Annotated in this window: 21 protein-coding genes; 17 read left to right on the top strand and 4 right to left on the bottom strand. The window is 38.8% G+C overall.

What is annotated here, in order from left to right; genetic code table 11:
* Window positions 1-28: 28 nt before the first annotated feature.
* From cdaA to HZL42_RS06160, 9 genes are all read left to right on the top strand, one after another.
* Window positions 29-877 (top strand): diadenylate cyclase CdaA, encoded by an 849-nt coding sequence (cdaA, locus tag HZL42_RS06195; protein ID WP_219282716.1) that lies wholly within the window; start codon window positions 29-31, stop codon window positions 875-877.
* A gap of 2 nt (window positions 878-879) precedes the next feature.
* Window positions 880-1,839, top strand: coding sequence for a YbbR-like domain-containing protein (locus tag HZL42_RS06190; protein ID WP_219282715.1), 960 nt, complete (start codon window positions 880-882; stop codon window positions 1,837-1,839).
* Window positions 1,840-1,856: 17 nt separating this feature from the next.
* On the top strand, window positions 1,857-3,206 hold the full coding sequence (gene glmM, locus HZL42_RS06185) for a phosphoglucosamine mutase (protein ID WP_219282714.1): 1,350 nt from the start codon (window positions 1,857-1,859) through the stop codon (window positions 3,204-3,206).
* Between the two features lie 206 nt (window positions 3,207-3,412).
* A complete protein-coding gene (glmS, locus tag HZL42_RS06180; protein ID WP_219282713.1) occupies window positions 3,413-5,233 on the top strand; it encodes a glutamine--fructose-6-phosphate transaminase (isomerizing) in 1,821 nt (606 codons plus the stop codon).
* A 76-nt stretch (window positions 5,234-5,309) separates the two neighbouring features.
* The gene (locus tag HZL42_RS08990) at window positions 5,310-5,432 is read left to right on the top strand and encodes a hypothetical protein (protein WP_255552573.1); all 123 of its coding nucleotides are present in this window, start codon (window positions 5,310-5,312) and stop codon (window positions 5,430-5,432) included.
* Between the two features lie 116 nt (window positions 5,433-5,548).
* The gene (locus HZL42_RS06175) at window positions 5,549-6,985 is read left to right on the top strand and encodes a glycoside hydrolase family 73 protein (protein WP_219282712.1); all 1,437 of its coding nucleotides are present in this window, start codon (window positions 5,549-5,551) and stop codon (window positions 6,983-6,985) included.
* A gap of 86 nt (window positions 6,986-7,071) precedes the next feature.
* A complete protein-coding gene (locus HZL42_RS06170) occupies window positions 7,072-8,193 on the top strand; it encodes an ABC transporter ATP-binding protein (protein ID WP_219282711.1) in 1,122 nt (373 codons plus the stop codon).
* A 24-nt stretch (window positions 8,194-8,217) separates the two neighbouring features.
* Window positions 8,218-8,541: a hypothetical protein gene (locus tag HZL42_RS06165; protein WP_219282710.1), complete on the top strand. Its 324-nt coding sequence runs from the start codon at window positions 8,218-8,220 to the stop codon at window positions 8,539-8,541.
* Window positions 8,542-8,993: 452 nt separating this feature from the next.
* Entirely contained in the window at window positions 8,994-10,157 is a 1,164-nt protein-coding gene (locus tag HZL42_RS06160; RefSeq protein WP_219282709.1) for a cation:proton antiporter, read from the top strand.
* Window positions 10,158-10,189: 32 nt separating this feature from the next.
* Here the strand turns inward: HZL42_RS06160 and HZL42_RS06155 are convergent, their stop codons facing one another.
* Window positions 10,190-12,235: a KUP/HAK/KT family potassium transporter gene (locus tag HZL42_RS06155; RefSeq protein WP_219282708.1), complete on the bottom strand. Its 2,046-nt coding sequence runs from the start codon at window positions 12,233-12,235 to the stop codon at window positions 10,190-10,192.
* A gap of 55 nt (window positions 12,236-12,290) precedes the next feature.
* On the opposite strand from HZL42_RS06155, the gene HZL42_RS06150 reads away from it, so the two are divergent.
* The 3 genes from HZL42_RS06150 (at window position 12,291) to HZL42_RS06140 (ending at window position 15,091) form a co-directional block, all read left to right on the top strand.
* A complete protein-coding gene (locus HZL42_RS06150) occupies window positions 12,291-13,463 on the top strand; it encodes an SLC13 family permease (protein WP_370629286.1) in 1,173 nt (390 codons plus the stop codon).
* Between the two features lie 66 nt (window positions 13,464-13,529).
* Window positions 13,530-14,315 carry a glucose-1-dehydrogenase gene (locus HZL42_RS06145; protein ID WP_219282875.1) on the top strand — a complete coding sequence of 262 codons (786 nt, stop codon included), beginning with the start codon at window positions 13,530-13,532 and terminating at the stop codon, window positions 14,313-14,315.
* Between the two features lie 134 nt (window positions 14,316-14,449).
* Entirely contained in the window at window positions 14,450-15,091 is a 642-nt protein-coding gene (locus tag HZL42_RS06140; protein WP_219282706.1) for an HAD family hydrolase, read from the top strand.
* Window positions 15,092-15,129: 38 nt separating this feature from the next.
* Here HZL42_RS06140 and HZL42_RS06135 read toward each other — a convergent pair whose 3' ends face one another.
* Window positions 15,130-16,461, bottom strand: coding sequence for an MFS transporter (locus HZL42_RS06135; RefSeq protein ID WP_255552572.1), 1,332 nt, complete (start codon window positions 16,459-16,461; stop codon window positions 15,130-15,132).
* Window positions 16,462-16,624: 163 nt separating this feature from the next.
* Here HZL42_RS06135 and HZL42_RS06130 point away from each other — a divergent pair, with 163 nt between their 5' ends.
* The 3 genes from HZL42_RS06130 (at window position 16,625) to HZL42_RS06120 (ending at window position 18,294) form a co-directional block, all read left to right on the top strand.
* On the top strand, window positions 16,625-17,374 hold the full coding sequence (locus HZL42_RS06130) for a hypothetical protein (protein ID WP_219282705.1): 750 nt from the start codon (window positions 16,625-16,627) through the stop codon (window positions 17,372-17,374).
* A gap of 44 nt (window positions 17,375-17,418) precedes the next feature.
* Window positions 17,419-17,658: a hypothetical protein gene (locus HZL42_RS06125; protein ID WP_219282704.1), complete on the top strand. Its 240-nt coding sequence runs from the start codon at window positions 17,419-17,421 to the stop codon at window positions 17,656-17,658.
* Between the two features lie 123 nt (window positions 17,659-17,781).
* Window positions 17,782-18,294 carry an HdeD family acid-resistance protein gene (locus HZL42_RS06120; RefSeq protein WP_219282703.1) on the top strand — a complete coding sequence of 171 codons (513 nt, stop codon included), beginning with the start codon at window positions 17,782-17,784 and terminating at the stop codon, window positions 18,292-18,294.
* Between the two features lie 51 nt (window positions 18,295-18,345).
* On the opposite strand, the gene HZL42_RS06115 is transcribed toward HZL42_RS06120, so the two are convergent.
* Window positions 18,346-18,834: a hypothetical protein gene (locus tag HZL42_RS06115; protein ID WP_219282702.1), complete on the bottom strand. Its 489-nt coding sequence runs from the start codon at window positions 18,832-18,834 to the stop codon at window positions 18,346-18,348.
* 58 nt (window positions 18,835-18,892) lie between these two features.
* On the bottom strand, window positions 18,893-19,462 hold the full coding sequence (locus HZL42_RS06110; protein ID WP_219282701.1) for an ECF transporter S component: 570 nt from the start codon (window positions 19,460-19,462) through the stop codon (window positions 18,893-18,895).
* A 274-nt stretch (window positions 19,463-19,736) separates the two neighbouring features.
* Between HZL42_RS06110 and HZL42_RS06105 the strand changes: the two genes are divergently transcribed.
* Both HZL42_RS06105 and HZL42_RS06100 read left to right on the top strand, forming a co-directional pair.
* Entirely contained in the window at window positions 19,737-21,041 is a 1,305-nt protein-coding gene (locus tag HZL42_RS06105) for an APC family permease (protein ID WP_219282700.1), read from the top strand.
* Window positions 21,042-21,117: 76 nt separating this feature from the next.
* A complete protein-coding gene (locus HZL42_RS06100) occupies window positions 21,118-21,636 on the top strand; it encodes a GNAT family N-acetyltransferase (protein WP_219282699.1) in 519 nt (172 codons plus the stop codon).
* Window positions 21,637-21,662: the final 26 nt, after the last annotated feature.

The following is a 21,662-nucleotide window of genomic DNA, read 5'->3' as shown; positions in this document are numbered from 1 at the left end:
CCTAGTGTTAATATTTGGAGGTTATATGATGAGTAACTTTTGGAATAATTTGTTTACTCTTGGCCATTTTAGCAGTTTAATTGATATTTTAGTAGTTTGGTTCATTACATATGAATTAATCATCCTGCTACGTGGTACAAAGGCAGTTCAATTATTCAGAGGAATTATCGTGATTGCGATAATTAAAATTCTGAGTGTGCTACTGGGGCTTGGAACCGTTTCTTGGATGGTTGACCAGGTAATTAATTGGGGATTCATTGCAATTATCGTGATTTTCCAGCCAGAAATTAGACGGGGGCTAGAACACCTCGGTCGGGGATCATTAATATTCCATTCTAAGAACCAAAATGAAGAAACCGAGCAAATGATTGATAGCTTAGATAAAGCAATTCAATATATGTCTAAAAGACGAATTGGAGCACTAATTACAATTCAAATGGAAACGGGGCTAGAAGACTACATCGAAACTGGGATTGACTTAGATGCCCACATTTCAGGAGCCCTATTAATCAATACTTTTATTCCTAACACCCCCCTTCATGATGGTGCTGTGATTATTAGAAATCATAGAATTGCGGTGGCTGCTGCATATCTACCACTATCACAAAGTACGATGATTCCTAAGGAACTAGGAACGCGACACCGGGCAGCAGTTGGAATATCTGAAGTTACCGATGCATTGACGATCGTAATTTCAGAGGAAACTGGTGAAGTTTCAATTACTAAGGATAATGAGTTACTAAGGGGAATGACGCAAAAGGATTACTTGAAGTTTCTTCATGACCAATTAATTGAAAAGCAACAAGTGAGTCATAATATCTTTACAGCGATTGGGAGTTGGATCAGTAACCTTAGTAAAAGTGGAAAGGGGAATTAGGAATGCGAAAATTCTTCAATAGCACATTCTTCTACTTGATTCTTTCTTTTATTTTTGCAATTTTACTATATGCGTATGCTAATCAAGATAAGCTCAATTTTACCAGTGATAATAATAGTAATATTACCAAGTTAGCATCAACAAAAAAGGCGAGTGTGTCTGCTAATTTACAATTAAACGTTAATAGCAGTAAGTATTTTGTAACTGGATATCCAGATAAAGTAAATGTCTCCTTAAGTGGCCCGACTGCATTGGTGACGACTACCACTAATACCCAGAATTTCCATATCTATGCTGATTTAAGTAAGTTAGGAGTTGGGAAGCATCGGGTTAAGCTTTCGCAGGATGGTTTAAACTCGGAGTTAAATTATAAGATTAATCCATCCTATATCACCGTTAATATTCAGCCCCGGCAAACGGTTTCACTACCTGTTAGTGCTAGTTATGATAAAAATATGATTGCTTCCGGCTACCATGTTGGTAAGGTGGTAGTCTCTGACGCAAAGGTAAAGGCAACTGGGGCTTCAAGTGAGATTAGTAAAGCGGTTAGGGTAATTGCTAAACTCAACCTATCCCAAAATACTAATAATACGGTTAATTCGCAGGCGATTTTAGAAGCTGTAGATCGGAAGGGCAATACCGTGAACGTGATTTTAACCCCTGCCACTACCAATGTGTACCTACCAATTAGTAGCGGTAACTTTAAGGAGTTACCAATTAAATACAGGGTGGATAATAAGGCCTCTAATAAGACCTATACGATTACATCCAGCACCAAGAAGGTTAAGGTCTTTGGGACCTCCAGTGAGTTAGATGGTTTGAACGACGTTACCGTGGCAGTGGACGTTAGTCGAATCACTTCCAATCAAACGAAGACCGTTCAGCTTGATAAATCGCTGAACAAGGTCAGTGGCTTTAACCCAAACAAGATCAAAGTAAGTATTGAAGTAAAAGATAAGTAGGAAATGAGGAATAGATAATGAAATATTTTGGAACCGATGGAGTTAGAGGAGTTGCTAACCGCGACCTAAGTCCTGAGTTAGCTTTTAAGTGTGGGCGTGCTGGTGGCTATATTCTTACTAAGCATTCTGACAGTAAGATGCCCCAGGTGCTAGTTGCCCGCGATACTAGAATTTCAGGTCAAATGTTAGAAGAAGCGTTAATTGCAGGATTACTATCAACTGGAATTGAAGTGCTCCGTTTGGGGGTAATTACCACTCCCGGAGTTGCATATTTGGTCCGGACGCAAGATGCTGCTGCCGGGGTCATGATTACCGCTTCCCATAATCCAGCTGAATACAACGGAATTAAGTTCTTTGGTTCTGATGGATATAAGCTTTCAGATGAATTAGAAGAAGAGATTGAAGCCATCTTAGAAGAAGATCACGATGATTTACCACGTCCTTCAGCTGAAGGATTAGGAACTGAGGATGACTTCTCTGAAGGGGCCCAAAAGTACATTCGTTTCTTGAATCAAACGGTCTCTGATGACATTGCTGGAATGCATATTTGTGTTGATGCGGCTAATGGTTCCACTAGTAACTTAGTTTCACGCCTCTATGCCGATGCAGGGGTTGAATTTGATACGATGGCTACTCAACCAAATGGAATTAACATTAACGATAACGTTGGTTCGACCCATCCAGAACAACTTCAAAAAATGGTGGTTGAAAAGGGAGCCGAAGTTGGCTTTGCGTTTGACGGTGATGGTGATCGTTGTATTGCGGTTGATGAAGAAGGAAACTTGGTTAATGGTGATAAGATCATGTTTATTTGCGGTAAGTACATGTCCGAACATGGCCGTTTAAAGCAGGATACGATTGTTACAACGGTAATGAGTAACCTTGGGATGTACAAGGCCATGGAAGCAAATGGAATGAAGAGCAAGCAGACCAAGGTGGGGGACCGTTATGTAGTGGAAGAAATGAACGCTGGCGGCTATAATCTTGGTGGTGAACAGTCTGGTCATATCGTATTTTTAGACTTCAACACGACTGGTGATGGAATGTTGACCAGTTTACAATTACTCCATGTAATTAAGGCTACCGGGAAGAAACTATCAGAACTTGCAGCGGAAATGAAGACTTATCCCCAAAGTTTGATCAATGTTAAGGTCGCTGACAAGAATTCTGCACTGGATAATCCTTCCGTGAAATCCGTAATTGAAAACGTAGAACATGAGATGAACGGTGACGGTCGGGTGTTAGTAAGACCTAGTGGGACCGAACCACTCCTCCGGGTAATGGTTGAAGCATCCACCCAGGAACTATGTCAAAGTCACGCTGAGAAGATTGCAAAAGTGGTTGAAAAAGAATGTGGTGTAAAGTAAGATTATAAATTATTAATGAATACTAAAAGCTCGCTTAGCGGGCTTTTTTATTCGCCATTTATATTTAATTTATATATACCAATCTTAATTTTTAAATTGTTGACATATCGCTATAAGCGTTGTAAAGTATCTACTTGAACGATTGAATACGATATTAATTATTGTCTATACCAATTTAATTTAAAAATAAAAAGGGGCTTAAAAATATGTGTGGAATTGTTGGAGTAACCGGTAATGATAATGCCGTTAAACTTCTCATTCATGGACTTGAAAAACTAGAATACCGGGGGTATGATTCTGCCGGAATCTACGTTAACGATCAAGACGGGAAGGATTACCTAGTAAAGCGCAAGGGTGCAATTTCCGAACTAAAGGCTGCAATTACTCCTGAAGTTCACGGAAGCACTGGAATTGGTCACACGCGTTGGGCCACCCATGGTGGCGTAACCGTTGAAAACGCCCATCCGCAATTTTCACAGGATGACCGTTTCTACTTGGTTCACAACGGAGTGATCGAAAACTACAAGGAATTAAAGAATCAATACCTTTCAGACGTTAACTTCACTAGTCAGACCGACACTGAAGTCGTAGTTCAACTAGTTGATCACTTTGTTACTAAGGAAGGAATGGCAACCAAGGATGCCTTCTTAAAGACGATTTCACTCCTTAAGGATGGGGCTTCCTATGCATTCCTATTAATGGACCGTGAACAACCAGATACGTTGTTCGTAGCTAAGAATAAGAGTCCACTTTTAATTGGACTTGCTGATGGTTTTAACGTGGTTTGTTCTGACTCCGTTGCCATGTTGAACGTTACGCATGAATTCCTGGAACTAAAGGATGGGGAAGTAGTTACTGTTAAGCCCCATTCAGTCGACATTGAAGACCGGGAAGGCAACCACATTGAAAGAAAGCCTTTCCACGTCGATACTGATGCTTCCGAAGCTGATAAGGGGATCTATCCTTTCTACATGCTAAAGGAAATCAACGAACAGCCAAACGTTTTAAGAAAGCTATCCCAAAAGTACCTTTCTGACGATGGTGATTCCAAGGTTGATTCTAAGATTTTAGATGCAATGAAGGCTGCTGATCGGCTCTACATTGTGGGAGCCGGAACTAGTTACCATGCTGGATTAGTTGGAAAGAACCTCTTCGAAAAATTAGTGGGGATTCCAACTGAAGTGGAAGTGGCTTCTGAATTTGCGTACGATGATCCATTGTACTCTGAAAAGCCATTCTTCATCTTCCTGAGCCAAAGTGGTGAAACCGCTGATAGTCGGGTGGTTCTCCAAAACGTTACAAAGCAAGGATTCCCAACCCTAACGATTACTAACGTTCAAAATTCAACCCTTTCTCGGGAAGCTGATTACACGTTACTACTTGATGCGGGTCCAGAAATTTCGGTTGCATCAACTAAGGCTTATACCGCTCAAATCGCATTGGAAGCAATCCTTGCTAAGTCATTGGGTGAATCATTAGGCCTTAAGCGGGCAATTGACTTTAACCTCAGACAACAATTAGGGGTGGTTGCTACTGGAATGCAAGCTGTAATTGATGAAAAGGAAAAGCTTGATGAAGTTGCTAAGAAGTACTTCGTTAAAGCTACCAAGGCCTTTTACATTGGCCGGGGAATTGATTACTACGTTTCATTAGAAGCTGCCTTGAAGTTAAAGGAAATTTCCTACATTATTGCTGAAGGATTTGCTTCTGGTGAATTAAAGCATGGGACCATTGCCTTGATTGAAGAGGGTACTCCAGTAATTGCAATTGTGACCCAAGCTAAGACCGCTGGTTTAACTAGAAATAATCTTGAAGAAACTAAGTCCAGAGGTGCAAAGACCTTCACGATTTCCACCGAAGCCCTTGCTGAAGATGGTGATGAAATGGTCTTACAAGATGTTGATGAAATGTTAACGCCATTGTTAAGTGTTGTGCCAGCTCAACTACTAGCCTACTACACTAGTTTAAACAAGGGATTGAACGTTGACCGTCCTCGGAACCTAGCAAAGAGTGTAACTGTCGAATAGTTTAAAATTTAGCAGTTAGGGATTGAATTGTGTTAGACTAATAATAGTTGTTCTCTAGATTAGAGGTGTTTACACAATGAAATATACTAAAAAACGTAAAGCTAGTAAAAACGATCATCGTAAGCAGGCGACCTGGGAAAAATTTAAGAACCAACAAAACAAATTAAACGCTAGTCGTCGTGGTGTTAAAAATAGATAAGTAATTTAAAATCCTTAAGGTTATTTTTAATCTTAAGGATTTTTTTTGCAATTTCTTAAACTGATTATGTTATTCTATTCATTAAATAAGAAATTAAAGAGAGGCAGATCTAGATAATGAGTCACAAACTTAGGATAATGTTCATTGGGGTATTTACCCTAGTACTTAGTGTTAATTTTATGGGGGTTCATACTGCAAAAGCAGATACCGCTTCGGACTTTATTAGCAAACTGTCGCCAGTTGTTAAGACCGTTGCTAAAAAGTATAATTTATATCCATCATTAATGCTGGCTCAAGCGGCCTTAGAAAGTAGCTACGGACAAAGTTCCCTTGCTACAAATGATTATAATTACTTTGGGATTAAGGGTAGCTATAATGGTCAATCTGATACCTTAAAGACGGCTGAGTATGATAGTAGTGGTAATATTTACTACGTTAATTCTAGTTTTAGGAAGTATCCCAATGCGCAGAGCTCGTTAGAGGATTATGCTAATTTAATTCGAAACGGACTGGTTGGTGCTTCGAATTTTTATTCTGGGACCTGGAAGGAAAATGCCAAGTCAGTAAATGATGCCGCAACTGCTTTGGTTGGTAAATATGCAACTGATCCTAACTATGCCAATAAGTTGATTAGTATCATTAATAAGTATAATTTAACGAGTTTGGATAGTGGGATTACCGAGCAAAGTAATACCGTTGCTAACGGAGATACTAACACTACAACTAGTGGCACGACGACAGTTAGTACAACCACTAATAATACAACAACTGCTGCCAGTGATAACGTTAAAGTGAGCTACTATGATGGTGATGGCAATGAACAGGTGCCGTTATCGAGTGGATTTAAAAAACAGGTTCTTTATGATCAAATTAGTGGGACTGCTAGTAACGTAAAGAGTTATAACTGGAAGAGTAGCTTAAAAGCGGGATCCTTAGTTTATGCTGATCGAGTTGGTTACGTTAAGGGAAATTCTGGAAATCAGACGTGGTATCGAATTCGTTTTACTAACGAGAGCAACGCTAAAAGGTACTGGGTCAAATCTCAATCGCTAAAGTTTCCAACTGTAAAATACTTTAAATTTGCCCCAACCGTTACCGCTAATTTGCTTAGTAAGCGGGTTGCTTACGACCACGTTTACGGAAGTAATACGCTTTCAAGTAAGATTACCGACCCAGATATTGCCAGTCGGGTAAAATACACCGCGAATATGATTGGGATTTCCGGAAGTAAGAATAACGCTCAGGTATGGATTCGCTATAAGTTAAGTAGTGGCAAGAATGCCTGGATTCAAATTAAGCGGGTAAGTGGAATTCAAACGCTACCTGTGAGTGTTAGCAAGCGGCTAAGTGCTCAGTACGGTAAATACGCCCTATATAATGGAATTCCGGGGACCAGTGGCGTTCAAGAACAAAGTTGGAATACAGTCTCAGAATCATCTATCTCAACCGTTAATGTCGATTCAATTGCAGTTGACGCTAACACTAAAACGATCTGGGCTGAAATTAAAATTGGCAATCAAAAGTATTGGATCAATAATAACGCTTTATATTAATTAACCTTTCAGAGTCGGATTATGTTTGTTATAATGTTACTTTGTTGTATATCAAGTTAACGAAATTAAATTTAGGAAGTATTAAAATGGCTGAAGAACAATACAAAATTAAGGTTCAAAATGTAACCAAGGAATATGATTTATTTAAGACCCAAACTGATAAGCTAAAGTCTTTCTTCTCAATCAATAATAAAAACGTACCGCACTTCTGGTCGTTAATGGGGGTTTCATTTACGGTTAAACCGGGTGAAGCACTTGGGATTATTGGAGTGAATGGTTCTGGTAAATCAACAATTTCAAACATTATTTCTGGAATCATTCCCCAAACCACTGGACAGGTGGATGTGAAGGGTGATACTTCCATCGTTGCGATTAATTCTGGACTTAAGAAGAACTTGACTGGTCGGGAAAATATCCGGCTAAAATCATTGATGCAGGGGTTGACCAACCAAGAAATCGATGCAATGATGGACGACATTATTTCATTTGCTGATATTGGGGACTTCGTTGACCAACCGGTTAAGAGTTATTCTAGTGGGATGAAGTCGCGGCTAGGGTTTGCGATTGCCGTTCACATTAAACCCGATATTTTAATCATTGACGAAGCCCTATCAGTTGGAGATGATACCTTCTACCAAAAGTGTGTCGATAAGATTTCAGACTTCCGAAAAGAAGGCAAGACGATTGTATTCGTTAGTCATGCACTCAAACAAGTGGAATTACTTTGTGATCGGGTGGCTTGGATTAACTATGGAAAGTTAAAGCAAATCGGCCCAACGGAAGAGGTCATTAGTGAATACCGGAAGTTTACGACTTGGTTCAAGAAGTTAACCAAGAAGGAAAAAAAGCAGTTTGAAAAGAAGCAAAAGGACATTCAAAAAACCTTTGATATCAATGCTTATGAAAAAGAAGTAGTAAACGAAACTGAAGCCGCTAATCCGAGTGATAAGAATGTTCCAAGTGAAATTAATCACCGTTTTTATGGTTCAGTATTGAGTGAAAAGATGACATGGTCCGCCAAGTTGATGACATTCTTAGTTGCTGTCGCAGTTATCTTTTTCTGTTTGGTCAATGTTTCTGGCCACCCAATTAGTCACATTGTGGAGAAACCAGCGAGCCTATTTAAGCCGACTAAGGTGTTAGAAGTTCCGAATAATCGGACCCATACAACAAAAATTGTCTACAAGAAAACTCATGATAAGAAGTAAGCAAAGTGAATAGGGGCGCATTAATTGGCTGATGATGAATATAAGAGTCATGAAACTCTGACCCTGATTGAAGAAATCACCCGGTTAGATGGTTCTAAATACATTGAAATTAGCAATATGGTTCAAAATGGGCGGGCAGAATTAGCTGCCGAACGGAAGTTGATTCAAGAAGTTCGGATTATTCAACTGAACATTCCGCATTCAATCCACGTGGCTAAGTATGAGGACTATATTAATAAAAGTTATTCAATGCCGACTGAACATTTCGATCGCTTTACGGAGTGGAAGAAACCACCTGCAATGCAGGCGGAAATTGCTGCAATCCTAAAGGAAAATCACGTCGGATAGTTAATAAAAAAAACGAATCAATTAACCTTTAGTGAGGTCGATTGATTCGTTTTTTAGTTCGAAAAAAGGGCAGTCATTTAAGTTGACTGCCCTCTTGAATATGTGTCTGATAAATTAGTAGGTGCGAAAGAGAAATAGATATACCAATCATCAGTAGACTGAAATTATGTATTCATTTTACTATCTTTAAACTTCTTAAGATAAACTTATCATTTACAATATATATAATAACAAATCGTCCCATAAATATCAATGGCAATTACCTGAAAATTGTAATTTTTTTCACAAAGCGTCAATAAGTCTGATTTGACAACTTTAAAAAATTCGGGATATAATAAAATAAATAAATATAAATCGGTTGGAGCACGTGCTTTCAAGAATGGTTCTGTTTTGGGTTGGCAGAACGTTTTTGGAGTTCGTGCTTTTTTGTTTGGATTTTAGGAGGGCGTAAAATGACGTTTCTATTTGATGTAATTTTAATTTTAATTAGTGCTTTTCTGGGTGGTCAATTGGCTAGACGCTTCAATGTTCCAGTCGTGGTGGGTCAATTAATTGCTGGGCTGATTATTGGTCCCGGGGGGCTTAATTTGGTCCACTTAACCCCTTCAATACAAGCATTAGCAAACTTAGGGGTGATTATCTTGATGTTTTTAGCGGGTTTGAATAGCGATATTCAATTGTTAAGACGGTATTTAAAGCCGAGCTTGGTAATTGCAACGTTAGGGATTCTGGTGCCAATGGGACTGACCAGTTGGTTTGGAACCCTAATTGGTTGGCCAGTCAAGGACGCCCTCTTTTTAGGGGTTATTTTTAGCGCCACTTCGGTGTCAATTACGGTGGCGGTTTTAAGGGAAATGAACCAATTAAGGAGTCGGGAAGGGACTACAATACTAGGGGCAGCGGTGGCTGATGATGTCCTGACTGTCATTCTATTGGGCTTAACCGTTACTTTGACTGGGGAGCGGCTAAGTGGACAAATTACGGCAGGATTGAACAGTTTGCTAGTGATCACTATGCAGGCGCTGTTCTTTGTAGTCGTATTTTTGGCGGCTAAATATGTGATTCCTAAATTATTGAACCTAGCGGGGGCAATTGAGACCCCATATGCAGTTACGTTAGTTGCATTAATAGTTGGATTAGTTTTTGCTGAAGCTGCTGAACTAATTGGATTAAGTGCAATTACCGGTTCCTTTTTTGCCGGATTAGCAATTAGTCAACACCCAGTCCAAAAGCGCGTTGATAATCAGATAAGTGCGCTGGGCTACCTCTTGTTAATCCCCATTTTCTTCATTAGCATTGGATTAGAAATGAAGGGGGCGGGAGTCATTCAACAGTTGCCATTATTTCTAGCATTAACCATTTTGGCTGTTATTACAAAATTAATTGGGGCTGGATTTGGCGCACACTTAATGGGATTTAAATGGCAGAGTAGTTTTATGATTGGGGCCGGAATGGTTTCCCGTGGGGAAGTGGCATTGATTATTGCTCAAATTATATACGTTAATAAATTGCTATCAATTGACCAATATTCAGCAATTATTGGAGCTGTAATTGCTTCCACTATTATTTCACCGTTTATCCTAAAGATGAGTCATAAATTGCTTAAAGCACACTAAAAAAGGATGCCCATAGGCATCCTTTTTTAATATTAATCCCTAGTATTCCGAGTTTCTCTAGAATGAATTGGATGTAAAATCCGCTTTTGAACTAGGTATTGATCATGTTGCATGTTAAAGAATAGTGGTGAAATCTCTTGTACGGTATTACTGAACTCTAATCCATACCAACTAACTGGTGAAGCAGTGATGTTTTGAAGGAAAATTCTTCCAGAAATCAACTGCTTATCCAACTGACTAACCTCCGTATTTAGGGCTAGGTCTGACGGCCGTTCGTTAATCAAGATAAACTTGAAATCCCCAACGGTCCGGTTTTTAATGGTGGAATAGTGTTGAACTTGTTTTTCAATAACGCCTTGTTCGATTAAGTTGTTAACGATTTGGTGGAGGTAAACACTAACCGTTTGGGGTTTTCTAAATCCAAGGTAGAGTTGAACATCCACTACGTTATCAGTTTCTAACATATCGACGGTGTAGTTACTTTCGTATGGAGAACTAGTTTCGTTCACGGTCACGAACCAGTAAACTTTGGCTCTTTTCGGTTCCTTATCTAAAATCGAATATATTGTATTCCGCTTGATTTGGTAATCCTTCTTAATCTTAGTCATGTAGACTAGGTTAGAAGTGTAATATGGAATCGTACTATCCTTGCTAAGGGCGCTTAGCTGATCACGGAAGGTAAGGAGTGATACGTACTCACTTTCTCTTTCGTAGTGATCACGCCGCTTGTTTCCGAAGAACCAGATAATCATTACGTAAAGAATGGCCATCATAATGAAGAAGGTTACGTAGCCACCCTTAACGAATTTAACTAAACTAGCCAGGAAGAAGATCGATTCAATTACCGCAAAGAATGAAGCAATCGAATAAGCTAAAATCCGATTAATTTTAGAAGCTAGGAACTCAAACAGTAGAATCGTGGTTGAAAGCATCGTAATTGTAATTGCCAATCCGTATGCGGCTTCCATTTTTTCAGAACTACCGAAGAACCAAACTACAAATAGGGTCACCCCACATAAAATCCAGTTAACGGTGGCGATGTAGATTTGGCTTCGAACGTTACTAGGGTGCTTAATGATGAAGCGGGGTAGGAAACGTAATCCGATGGCTTCATCCACTAACGTATACGACCCAGTAATTAACGCTTGTGAGGCGATGATAGCAGCTAGGGTTGCAATGATGATTGCAAATGGCCGAACTTCATTTGATAGCATTGCATAGAATGGATTGATACTTTCCACTGCTGCATATGCAGGATCCTTAGCATGGGTGATTACCCATGCTCCCTGACCGAAGTAGTTTAAAATTAATGCTAGGTAAACTAGTGGCCATGTAAAGTAAATGTTTTTCTTACCAACGTGTCCCATATCAGAGTACAGCGCTTCAGCACCGGTAGTTGCTAGGAAGATACTTCCTAAAATGAAGATTCCAGCTTTATTACCGGGACTAAATAGCACTTCAAATGCATAGTAGGGGTTCAAAGCTTTGATAATTTCAGGATACTGAGCGGTATTTATTAATCCGGCAACGGCCAGAAAACCAAACCAAAGAACCATGATGGGTCCGAATGACTTTCCAATCGTTCCGGTCCCGAACCGCTGAATTAGGAATAATCCCAACAGAACACAGGTAGTAATAATCAACACATCTGATTGTGAATTACTAAAGTGAATTCCTGCGATAGTTTGATTTTTTAACCCTTCAATTGAAGACGTAACGGTAACGGCTGGGGTTAACGTTCCATCAGCAAGCAGGGCGGCCCCACCAATCAATGCTGGCCAAACTAGCCATTTGGCTCTTTTTCTAACTAATGCGTATAGCGCAAAAATGCCACCTTCATGGTTATTATCTGCCCGCATTGTGATAATCACGTACTTAACAGTAGTGATTATCATTAACGTCCAAAAAATTAATGATATTGCTCCAATGATGTAATCAGGGGTGGTATCAGCCATCTTTCCTTGATCACCAATGATTGCATTCATTACGTAAAGTGGCGATGTACCGATATCACCGTAAACAATCCCAATGGCAATTAAAGTTCCCGCCAGGGTTAGTTTATTTAAGTTAGCCTTCATGACTAAGCCTCCATAAAATTTGGTTATTTAGCTCAATATCGATTAAGATAAGTAGGTGAGCTTTTTTAAAGAATATGAAAAGATTATCACTAATTTGTGCTTTTTGAAAGGAAAATTTAGACTTTTGTTTAATCATTTTAAAAAAATATTCACAGATAAGTTATTAATAATTTCGTTTGCCGTCTTATTACTGGTTAATCTGGTTGGTAGAATGCGCATCACAGATATTGATTGGGCAACGATTGGCACCCTTTTTTCTTTGATGGTCGTAATTCAATTAATGAACGGTTTAAATATTTTACGGGTAATTAGTGACCGTTTGATTAAAGTGGTTAAGAATAGCCGCCAGTTTGCGCAGTTAATGGTAGTAGTTGCATTTATCGGGGCCATGGGAATGACTAATGACGTAGCGATTATTTCCATTCTCCCGCTATACCTATTTACTGCTAACCAGTACCGATTGCCAATTCTAATGCCGGCAACGTTAATCACGATTGCGGCTAACTTAGGAAGTGTCCTCACTCCGTTTGGAAATCCGCAAAACCTATTTTTATTTAGTGATTACCACTTTAGTGGAGCCAATTTCTTTGTAATTACCACTCCGATTGTGTTGGTTAGTTTAATTTTAACGCTCCTATTAACGTTATGGATTCCTAAAAATGCACTGGTGATCAATGAAAAGTCCGTTCAACTTGGTGGCACCATTCCATTATTGGTAACGAGCCTCTTGGCAGTAGTGGTTTTAGCAGGGGTGTTCAACTGGCTGCCAATTCCACTGACTGTTATTGCTGCCATTATCGTGGCCTGGCTAATTGATCGCCACCAGCTTTGGAATGTTGACTATTCATTATTATTAACATTTGCCTGTTTCTTTTTAATTGCTGGGATTTTGAGTCGGAATGAATTTATTAATGAGCATTTAGCAGCACTAATGCGAAATGCGACCGGAACCTACTTAACGGGAATCGGGGTCAGTCAAATAATTAGTAACGTTCCGGCTGCAGTTTTGTTATCTAACTTTACCGGAAATGGCGCTGCTTTATTATTAGGGGTCAACGTGGGGGGCCTAGGGACCTTAGTGGCCTCACTAGCCAACCTTTTAGCATTAAAGCAGGTCTCAACATTCAATAAAGCGGCAACCGTTAAGTTCATTCAGTTATTTACGTTATTAAACGTGATTTTATTGATTATTTTAGGATTTATTGGCTGGTTAATGCTTATAATTTGATATTAGTAATTTCAATGTGAGATAATAATAATATTAATAGTCTGAAGCGAAAGGATCGTGAAAAAGATGTACGATGATTTAAATGGAAAGGTTGCTGTAATTACCGGAGGTTCTAAGGGAATTGGGAAGGCAATTGCAGAACGGCTAGCGAAAGAACACATGAAGTTAGTTGTTAACTATAATTCAGATTCAAAGGGTGCAGATGACACTGTTGAACTAATTAAGAACAATGGTGGCGATGCAGTTGCTGTTAAGGCCAACGTTGCCAATGAAGCAGACGTTCAAAAGATGTTAGACACTGCCATTGAAAATTTTGGTGGATTAGACCTATGGATTAATAACGCCGGACTTGAGAATCGTGTTCATACCCATGAAATGTCATTAAAAGATTGGAATAAGGTTATTAGCGTGAACCTGACCGGGACCTTCTTAGGATCTCGAGCTGCACTTAAGTACTGGATTGATAATAATCAGACTGGTAACATTATTAATATGTCATCCGTCCATGATCAAATTCCATGGCCAACGTTTTCTCACTACGCTGCCTCAAAGGGTGGGGTAAAGATGTTTACTGAAACCATTGCCTTAGAATATGCTAAGCGTGGAATTCGGGTTAATGCAATTGCACCAGGGGCAATTAATACCCCAATTAATGCTGAAAAGTTTGCTGATCCTGAACAATTGAACGATACGAAGCAATTAGTTCCAATGGACCGGATTGGAAAGCCAGAAGAAGTGTCTGCTACTGCTGCATGGTTAGCCTCGACTGAATCTGGTTATATTACCGGTGATACCATCTATGTTGATGGTGGAATGACCCTCTATCCTGATTTTGAAGAAGGTAAGGGTTAAAATTTAATTTTGAATTTAAATCGTTGGAGTCACACTGTTGGTGTGGCTCCTTTGTTTTTGTTGATTGTTGTTGATATAATATTATCGTTGTGCCTGTAGCAGCACTAATCACTGAGGAAAGTAGTGAATAAACAATGCAAAACTATATTTTTGACTTTGACTTAACACTGATTGATTCCGGAAGGGTAAACGTCCTCTCCACCCAATCAGCATTTGATAAAATGGGGTGGCCAAAGCCATCTGCTGATGCCGTTAGCTACTATACTGGGATTCCGATTGAGACGTCCTTTCCTAAGATGGCTCCGCAAAACGCTAGTCAGGCTGATTTACAAAAGTTGATTAAGGTATTCGTGAAGGAGTATGAAAAATTAGAACCGGGGAATTTACAGCTATTTCCGGGAATTAAGGAAGTTTTAGCTAAGCTCCGTGCTGATGGTAAACAACTATTCGTAGCCACTAGTAACCGCAGCGAAGTTGTAATTAGAAACATGAAGGCGCTCGGCGTTTTACAGTATTTTACTGAAATTGTTGGTTTTGACATGGTTGAAAAAGCTAAACCAGCTCCTGATACGGTACTGAAGATTATCGCTGATCATCATTTGAAAAAGGATGAGACGATTATGATTGGGGATGCAACCTTTGACCTGGAAATGGGGAAGAACGCTGGTGTACACACTGCCGGGGTAATTTGGGGGGCTCATGATACTGAGGCCCTTAAAATGGTTCATCCAGACTACCTATTAGATCAGGTGCCCCAACTATTGGATATTAAATAAGCTTGGCCATGGAAATTTCCGGACCAAGCTTTTTAAGATTAAATGGCGTTATTACCGATGGTTTTAGGAACCAGTAGCGTTTCAATAAGGGGATAGAGCATTAGAGCTGCTAAAAACACGAACCCTAGTTGATATGCGGTACTAGTGGCGGTAACGGTTGCAATCATGCTAACGACTACCGTTGTTAACGAAACCCCTAATCCCTGTGAAAGGGTTTGGGAAACGGCATTGATGGTATTAGCACTGGTCCGGTCCTTGAATCCAATATCTGCAAACGAAAGAGCGTTGTATGCAGTTAGAGCAAGCGAACGGCCCACTCCGTTAATGAATCCTAAGATCATTACTAGTGTGGCAATCGAACTAGCGGTTACGAACGCGAATCCTAGTGATGAAACCAGGATAATTATTACTGATAATAAAATTGCGGGTCTAAAATGTATTTTCTTTACCAACTGATTGGCAAATGTTTTAGCCACAATGTTACCCAAAAAGATAAAAATCACGTAAAATGATGCCCGAATCGGTGAATAGTGTAAAATGGTTTGAAGGTAGAGGGTCAGGAGATATGGCATTGACCCCAATGAAAGCCATAGGAACGATCCACCAGTTTGAAAAATCCGAAACGACGTCACCTTTAATGATTTAACGGAGAACAGTGGATTTTGGCTGTGGACAAGGTGGAATCCTGCGATAATGGTAACGATAATTCCCACTAGCACCAGGATGCCAGCCCGGCTCCATTCACTTTGGCCGTGGGTGGCAATTTCAGCCCCCACTAAAATTAACCCGGATGCAATTGCTAATTCCAAAAATCCAATTAGGTCAAACTTAGCTTCCGGATGTTTTTCATTATGTGGGATCAGTTTAATTCCGAACAAGATGCTGATTAACCCAATTGGGAGGTTAATCAAGAATATCCAACGCCATGACAGATAATTAACGATTAATCCTCCAATTACCGGAGCAATCGATGGAGCAATTAGTGCTGGCCAGATTAGATAGGTGGTAACTGCTAATAGCTTATCTGCAGGTGCTTTTTGCAACACGATTAGCCTAGAGGTCGGCACCATTAGTGATGCTGCAACCCCTTGAAAGAACCTACTAATTAAGACGAATGCAAATCCAGGAGCAATTGCATTTGTAAAGGAACTTGCGGTAAATAAGAATACCGCAATCATCCAGGTAGTTTTTTGGCCATAGCGATTGGCAATCCAGCCGCTGAGGGGGATGAAAATGGCCATCGTAATTAGGTATACACTGACCACTAACGAAATGGTGGCAGAACTAACTGCCAGGTCCTGACTCATTTTAGGGAGGGCCGTTGTAACGATGGTGGAATCCATAATTTGCATAAACAAACTAGATGCCATCAGTAGAGCTAATTTACGGTTGATAATATCAGCCTTCCTTCTTAATAATATAACTTATTCATGATAACACTAAGAATGTTATAAGGGTAGTTGGTAGATGAATGTTGTACCGAAATAATATGTTAAACTTATCATAATTAATTAATAAGGGAGGATTAATAAAATGGGTTCTGTTTTTAAAATATTGTTGATTATATTTTTAATTTTATTTGTGGTTACCCTACTAGGAGCTTTAATTCAAGGGATCCGGACTAAGAATCAATCTAGTAAACGATTTGGGTTATCTGCATTAATAATGGCAATTTTAGCAGTTGGTAGCTTTTGGGGAGCGAGTGCTGCTAGCCACGGAAATCAAAATAGTGCTAGTAGCTCTCAATCAACAACTAAAAGCAGTTCAAGTACAGATACTAGTTCATCAGCCTCAAATGAAACTGATTCTAAAACTAGTTCCAGTTCTAGCGCTAGTTCTCATTCCCACTCAAAAAAGACTACTGAACAACAAAAAGCGAAAGCTTCATCAGCAAGTAGTCAGCGCAAGCAAAATCAGCGGGATCAACAATTTGAAGCTAGTGATATGCGGCGACGCGATATGGAAAACCGACGGCAAGAAAGAATGTTTGCTAAACGGGGAACTGATAAAAAGGGCTACGAAAAGAAGATCAAGGGAATTCCGGCCCAATCTTCGCACGTAGTTGAAAAGGTTACCTATCAAGATGGTAAGACAGTTGCAATCATCTCTAGCGACTTAACGATGGGCAACCGGCGGGAAAATGAACACAATGCCTTTACCGTTTGGAACGGAATTAAGCGCTTAGCGTTCTTATACCGTGTGAAGACTAACGTAATTATCAAAGATCATAAAGGTAAAGAGATTGCTAATACTAATAATAATCGGTTTAATTATCTAGAGTAATAATGATATAATCAATATCAATAAATATATGCGAGGTGCTATAGATGGATCCACAAGTAATTGACTTATTTAAAGACTACTATGTAAAAAATGAAACCCTAATGAGTAAATTTGAAGATAATGACGATATCGCGAAATTAAATGATGCAATGGCTTCACTCAATAAAGAATTTGTCGACCAATACTTCGTAAAAACCGGTGAACGGGTCGATCCAGATAAGATTTCTGATTTAATTGCAAATACAATTGCTAAGGAAGACGATGAAGATAATTCGTCTAAGTAATTAATAAAGCATAGCACTTTTGGCTACGCTTTTTTTATTTTTAGGATTTAAATTATTCTTTATTTGGGGTTAAGATGATAGACTGTTAGTTGGAATTAATTTTAATTGAAAGAAGTGAATTGAATGTTTGGGGATAGAAAGCAATTTAACCCATTTTCATTATTTGTAGGAATTTTATCAATTATTTTAGCATTAGTAATTGTTAAGAATCCATTGAGTTCCACGTTTTCATTAATTTATATGATTGCAATTTTATTAATTATTGACGGATTTTCCCGTTGGAGTGATATCAAAGCAATTCGCACTTATAATAAGACCTGGCTGTACGTTGGTGCAGGTTACGATATCTTTTTGGGAGTAGTAATGTTCTTTGCGCCATGGGTCGGAGTAGTTCTAATTTGGTTCTTACTTGCCGTCTCGGTTATTTTTAATTCAGGGTTGGAAATTTGGTTAAATCAGCGTGCCTTTAGTGATCATAATGGTGGTTATTGGTTTAACCTAGTATTAGGTGTCCTTGGTGTCATTGCTGGAATTATTATTCTATTTAACCCTTACTTAGCACTATCGATTACCTTATTTACGATTTCATTTTTCTTAATGTTCTACGGGGTCATCAAAATTATTCGTTCAGTTTAATAACCCTAAAAAAACTGGTTCCAGTTCAAATACTGGGACCAGTTTTTTTAGTTAGATTGAGTTAGTATTTCGAACCAATAAAAAGTACATCATATTCATTTGTTCTAAGACGCCACCGATTTCCGTGAGGGTTTTAAATGGAAAGATGATTTTTGGAACCGATGAATCGTGGTCAATAAACGGCTTGGTATGATTGGATTGATAATATTGATCGATTGAATCCTTGTAGATGCGGTTCGCAATAATTGGATCAATGTCGCTACCGTGTTGATCACGGTAAATGACATTGATTACCTTATACGCATCTCCGTCATCAGAGAGGACAATAAACTCATTGTTAGACCTTAACGTTAGGGCTTCTTGAAACCCAAAGTCGGCGTCCATATCATTCCAGATCGTTAGATTAATGATTCCAGTCTGTAAATCAGTATAAAAGGTCCCATGAATGGTTTCAAAGTGTCCCTTCAACCGTTTTTGAACCTGCTTGGTAATTACGTTAAATTCTACCTGATCGGTAAATGTTAATGGTTTTTTTCGCAAGGCAAAACGCTCCTTTAAAACGATTTTAAATGAATTTAAGTCGGCTTAATCAAGTTAATTACTTGGATTGAATTAGACTTAATGCGCCACTTTGTCTTAATAACTTAATAATGCCAAGGGTTAAAAAGTCACTAACTACAAAAATTGAGATGAACCGGACACAGAATAAAAGGGTCAGTAGTCCCAAGTTCAAAAACCGGTAGCCATCAAATAACCAGCTATATCCAAACGTGGAAACAGTGGTCAATAAACTAGTGAGTGCCAACGTAAAGTGGTTGTACTTCCGATATCCGGTAATCAAGAATCCTAGTTCGGTTCCAATTCCATCAAAGATTCCGCTAACGGCATCCATGATTCCACCCTTATCACCAATAAAGGTTTCAATGATTGATGACAGAAATTGACCGAAGAATGCTGAACCGGGCATTTGAAATAGACATCCAATTAAAGTCCCCGCTAGGATCCATGGACCCTGAGTAAGATCATTTGCCATTGGAGCAAGCCCGAATGGAGTAAGAATTGCTGAACAGAAGGTATATAGAAAACTAATTAACCAGTAGATAACCCCACAAATCAATGCTGTTAAGGTCATTAGGATGATTGTTTTAAGGTTCCACTTAGATTTCATATTTAAAACGCCCCTTAATTGAAATTAAATATTACACAATAATCATACTGGTAAATCCGAACTTAATCAATTATTAATTTATTAATTGCTAATTAAAGCGAATTAAAACCTAATCAAATAAACATTTAGTGCTTTTTTATAGCTGCATTTTCATTGGTATACATCCACAAACGTTGATAAAACAACATTTATAATGGAATTTTCAAATTGGTATTGTCTTTAATCAAAATTTAATGTATAATTCATTGAAATTAAATGAAAGTAGGTTTATCTTATGGCAAAGAGTACCAAGTTAGGTTTTTGGAGTATCGTCTTGATGGGAATTAACATCATCATCGGTTCAGGAATTTTCTTGATACCCGGAACAGGGGTAAAATTATTTGGACCAGCTAGTATTTTAGTCCTTATTTTTGATGCGATGCTCATTTTTATGGTTGGGCTTTGTTTTGCAGAGTGTGCAAGCCACTTTAGTGAAAATGGTGGGGCGTATGTATATACTAGAAAGGCATTCGGTAATTTTTGGGGGTATGAGGTTGGAATTGCTACCTGGGCCACTAGAATTGTTGCTGAGGCCACGATCTATGCAGGATTAATCACTGCACTGAGTGGGGTTTTCCCTCAATTACAGAATCCAGGACCAAAGTATGCACTGATTACGGTGATTGGATTAGCGTTGATTACGATCAACATAATGGGAATTAAAATTTCAAAGGTGTTCAACAACATCCTCACGGTTTCTAAGTTACTTCCATTACTGTTATTAATTGGCGTTGGCATTTTTTTCCTCAAGCCAACCAACTTTCAGCCATTCTTCCCACCTGAAGTAACCCACATGTCAAACTTTTCAACTGCTGCGGTAACGTTATTCTACGTTTTCGTTGGGTTTGAAGGGTTGGTAGTAGTTGCCGGTGAAATGAAGAACACTAAGCGGAATTTACCATTAGCGCTGTTAGTAGTTTTACTATCTGTTACAATTATTTATTCACTAATTTTTGCAGTTTCAATCGGGGTATTGGGTTCTAACCTATCAAACACTCCCGTTCCACTCCAGGCGGTTTTCTCAGCAATTGCTGGTCCAACTGGAAAGTGGATTATCGTAGTCGGTTCAATTCTCTCAATGGGGGCGATTGTGGTTGGTTCATCCTTTGTAACCCCGCGGGCTGGGGTTGCGCTTGCTAATCACGAAATGATGCCTGCTTTCATTAAAAAGACTAACAAACGAGATGCTCCATATGTTGCAATCATCATCTCTACCTGTTTAGTAATGTTAATTGCTTATTCTGGTACGTTCGTGGTATTAGCGCAAATTGCATCGGTTGCTAGATTTGTTCAATACATCCCCACTTGTTTATCGGTCATTCGGTTCAGAAAGATTATCGATCACGATCCAAATGCGTTTAAGGTGCCGTTCGGGATTGTAATTCCGGTTGTAGCGACTCTAGTTTCACTATGGTTACTAATCAATGCTAAGCATGAACAATTATTACTAGCAATTGGATTTTTATTACTGGTTTCACCTTTCTATCTATTAACTAATGTGCGTAAAAACCGCGCTGCTAATAATCACGAAACTGAGTAGAACACGTTTGCATTTTTGGGTAACTAGTGTTTAAATATTATCACTGTAAATTAATTTAATTGAGGTGAATAATAATATGGCACTCACTTATTTAAGAAAAGCAGATATGAATGATTTTGAAGCAATTTGGTCAATTGTGGAATCCGCGAAACAATTTTTGAAGGAACAAGATATCGATCAGTGGCAAACTCCTGACTACCCTAATAAGAAAGTAATTACTGACTTGATTAATCAACAAATGTACTATGTGTTAATTACCGATGGGCAAGTTTCTGGAACGGCTTATATTGTTTTAGGGCATGACGTTAACTACGATTATTTGACTGATTCTACGTTAGATGAAAGTTATGGTGATAACCACATGACGATCCATATGATTTCAGTATCAGATAAATTCCGTGGCCGCCATTTAACTTCCTATCTAATGAGTGATTTTATTACATTAGCTAAGGCTCATGATTTACATGATATTAGAATCGATACGCATGTTGATAATCAAATTATGCAACACACGATTGAAAAAACGGGCTTTGAAAAGCATGGAATGATCAGGCAACCACTATATACTGGTTATGCTTATCAGTTAATTATTTAAATCTTGATTATTTTAATATTAAAGTA

Source organism: Lactobacillus sp. Sy-1 (genome assembly GCF_019303535.1).
Taxonomy (GTDB): domain Bacteria; phylum Bacillota; class Bacilli; order Lactobacillales; family Lactobacillaceae; genus Nicoliella.
This window is presented reverse-complemented; position numbering and strand designations above follow the sequence as displayed.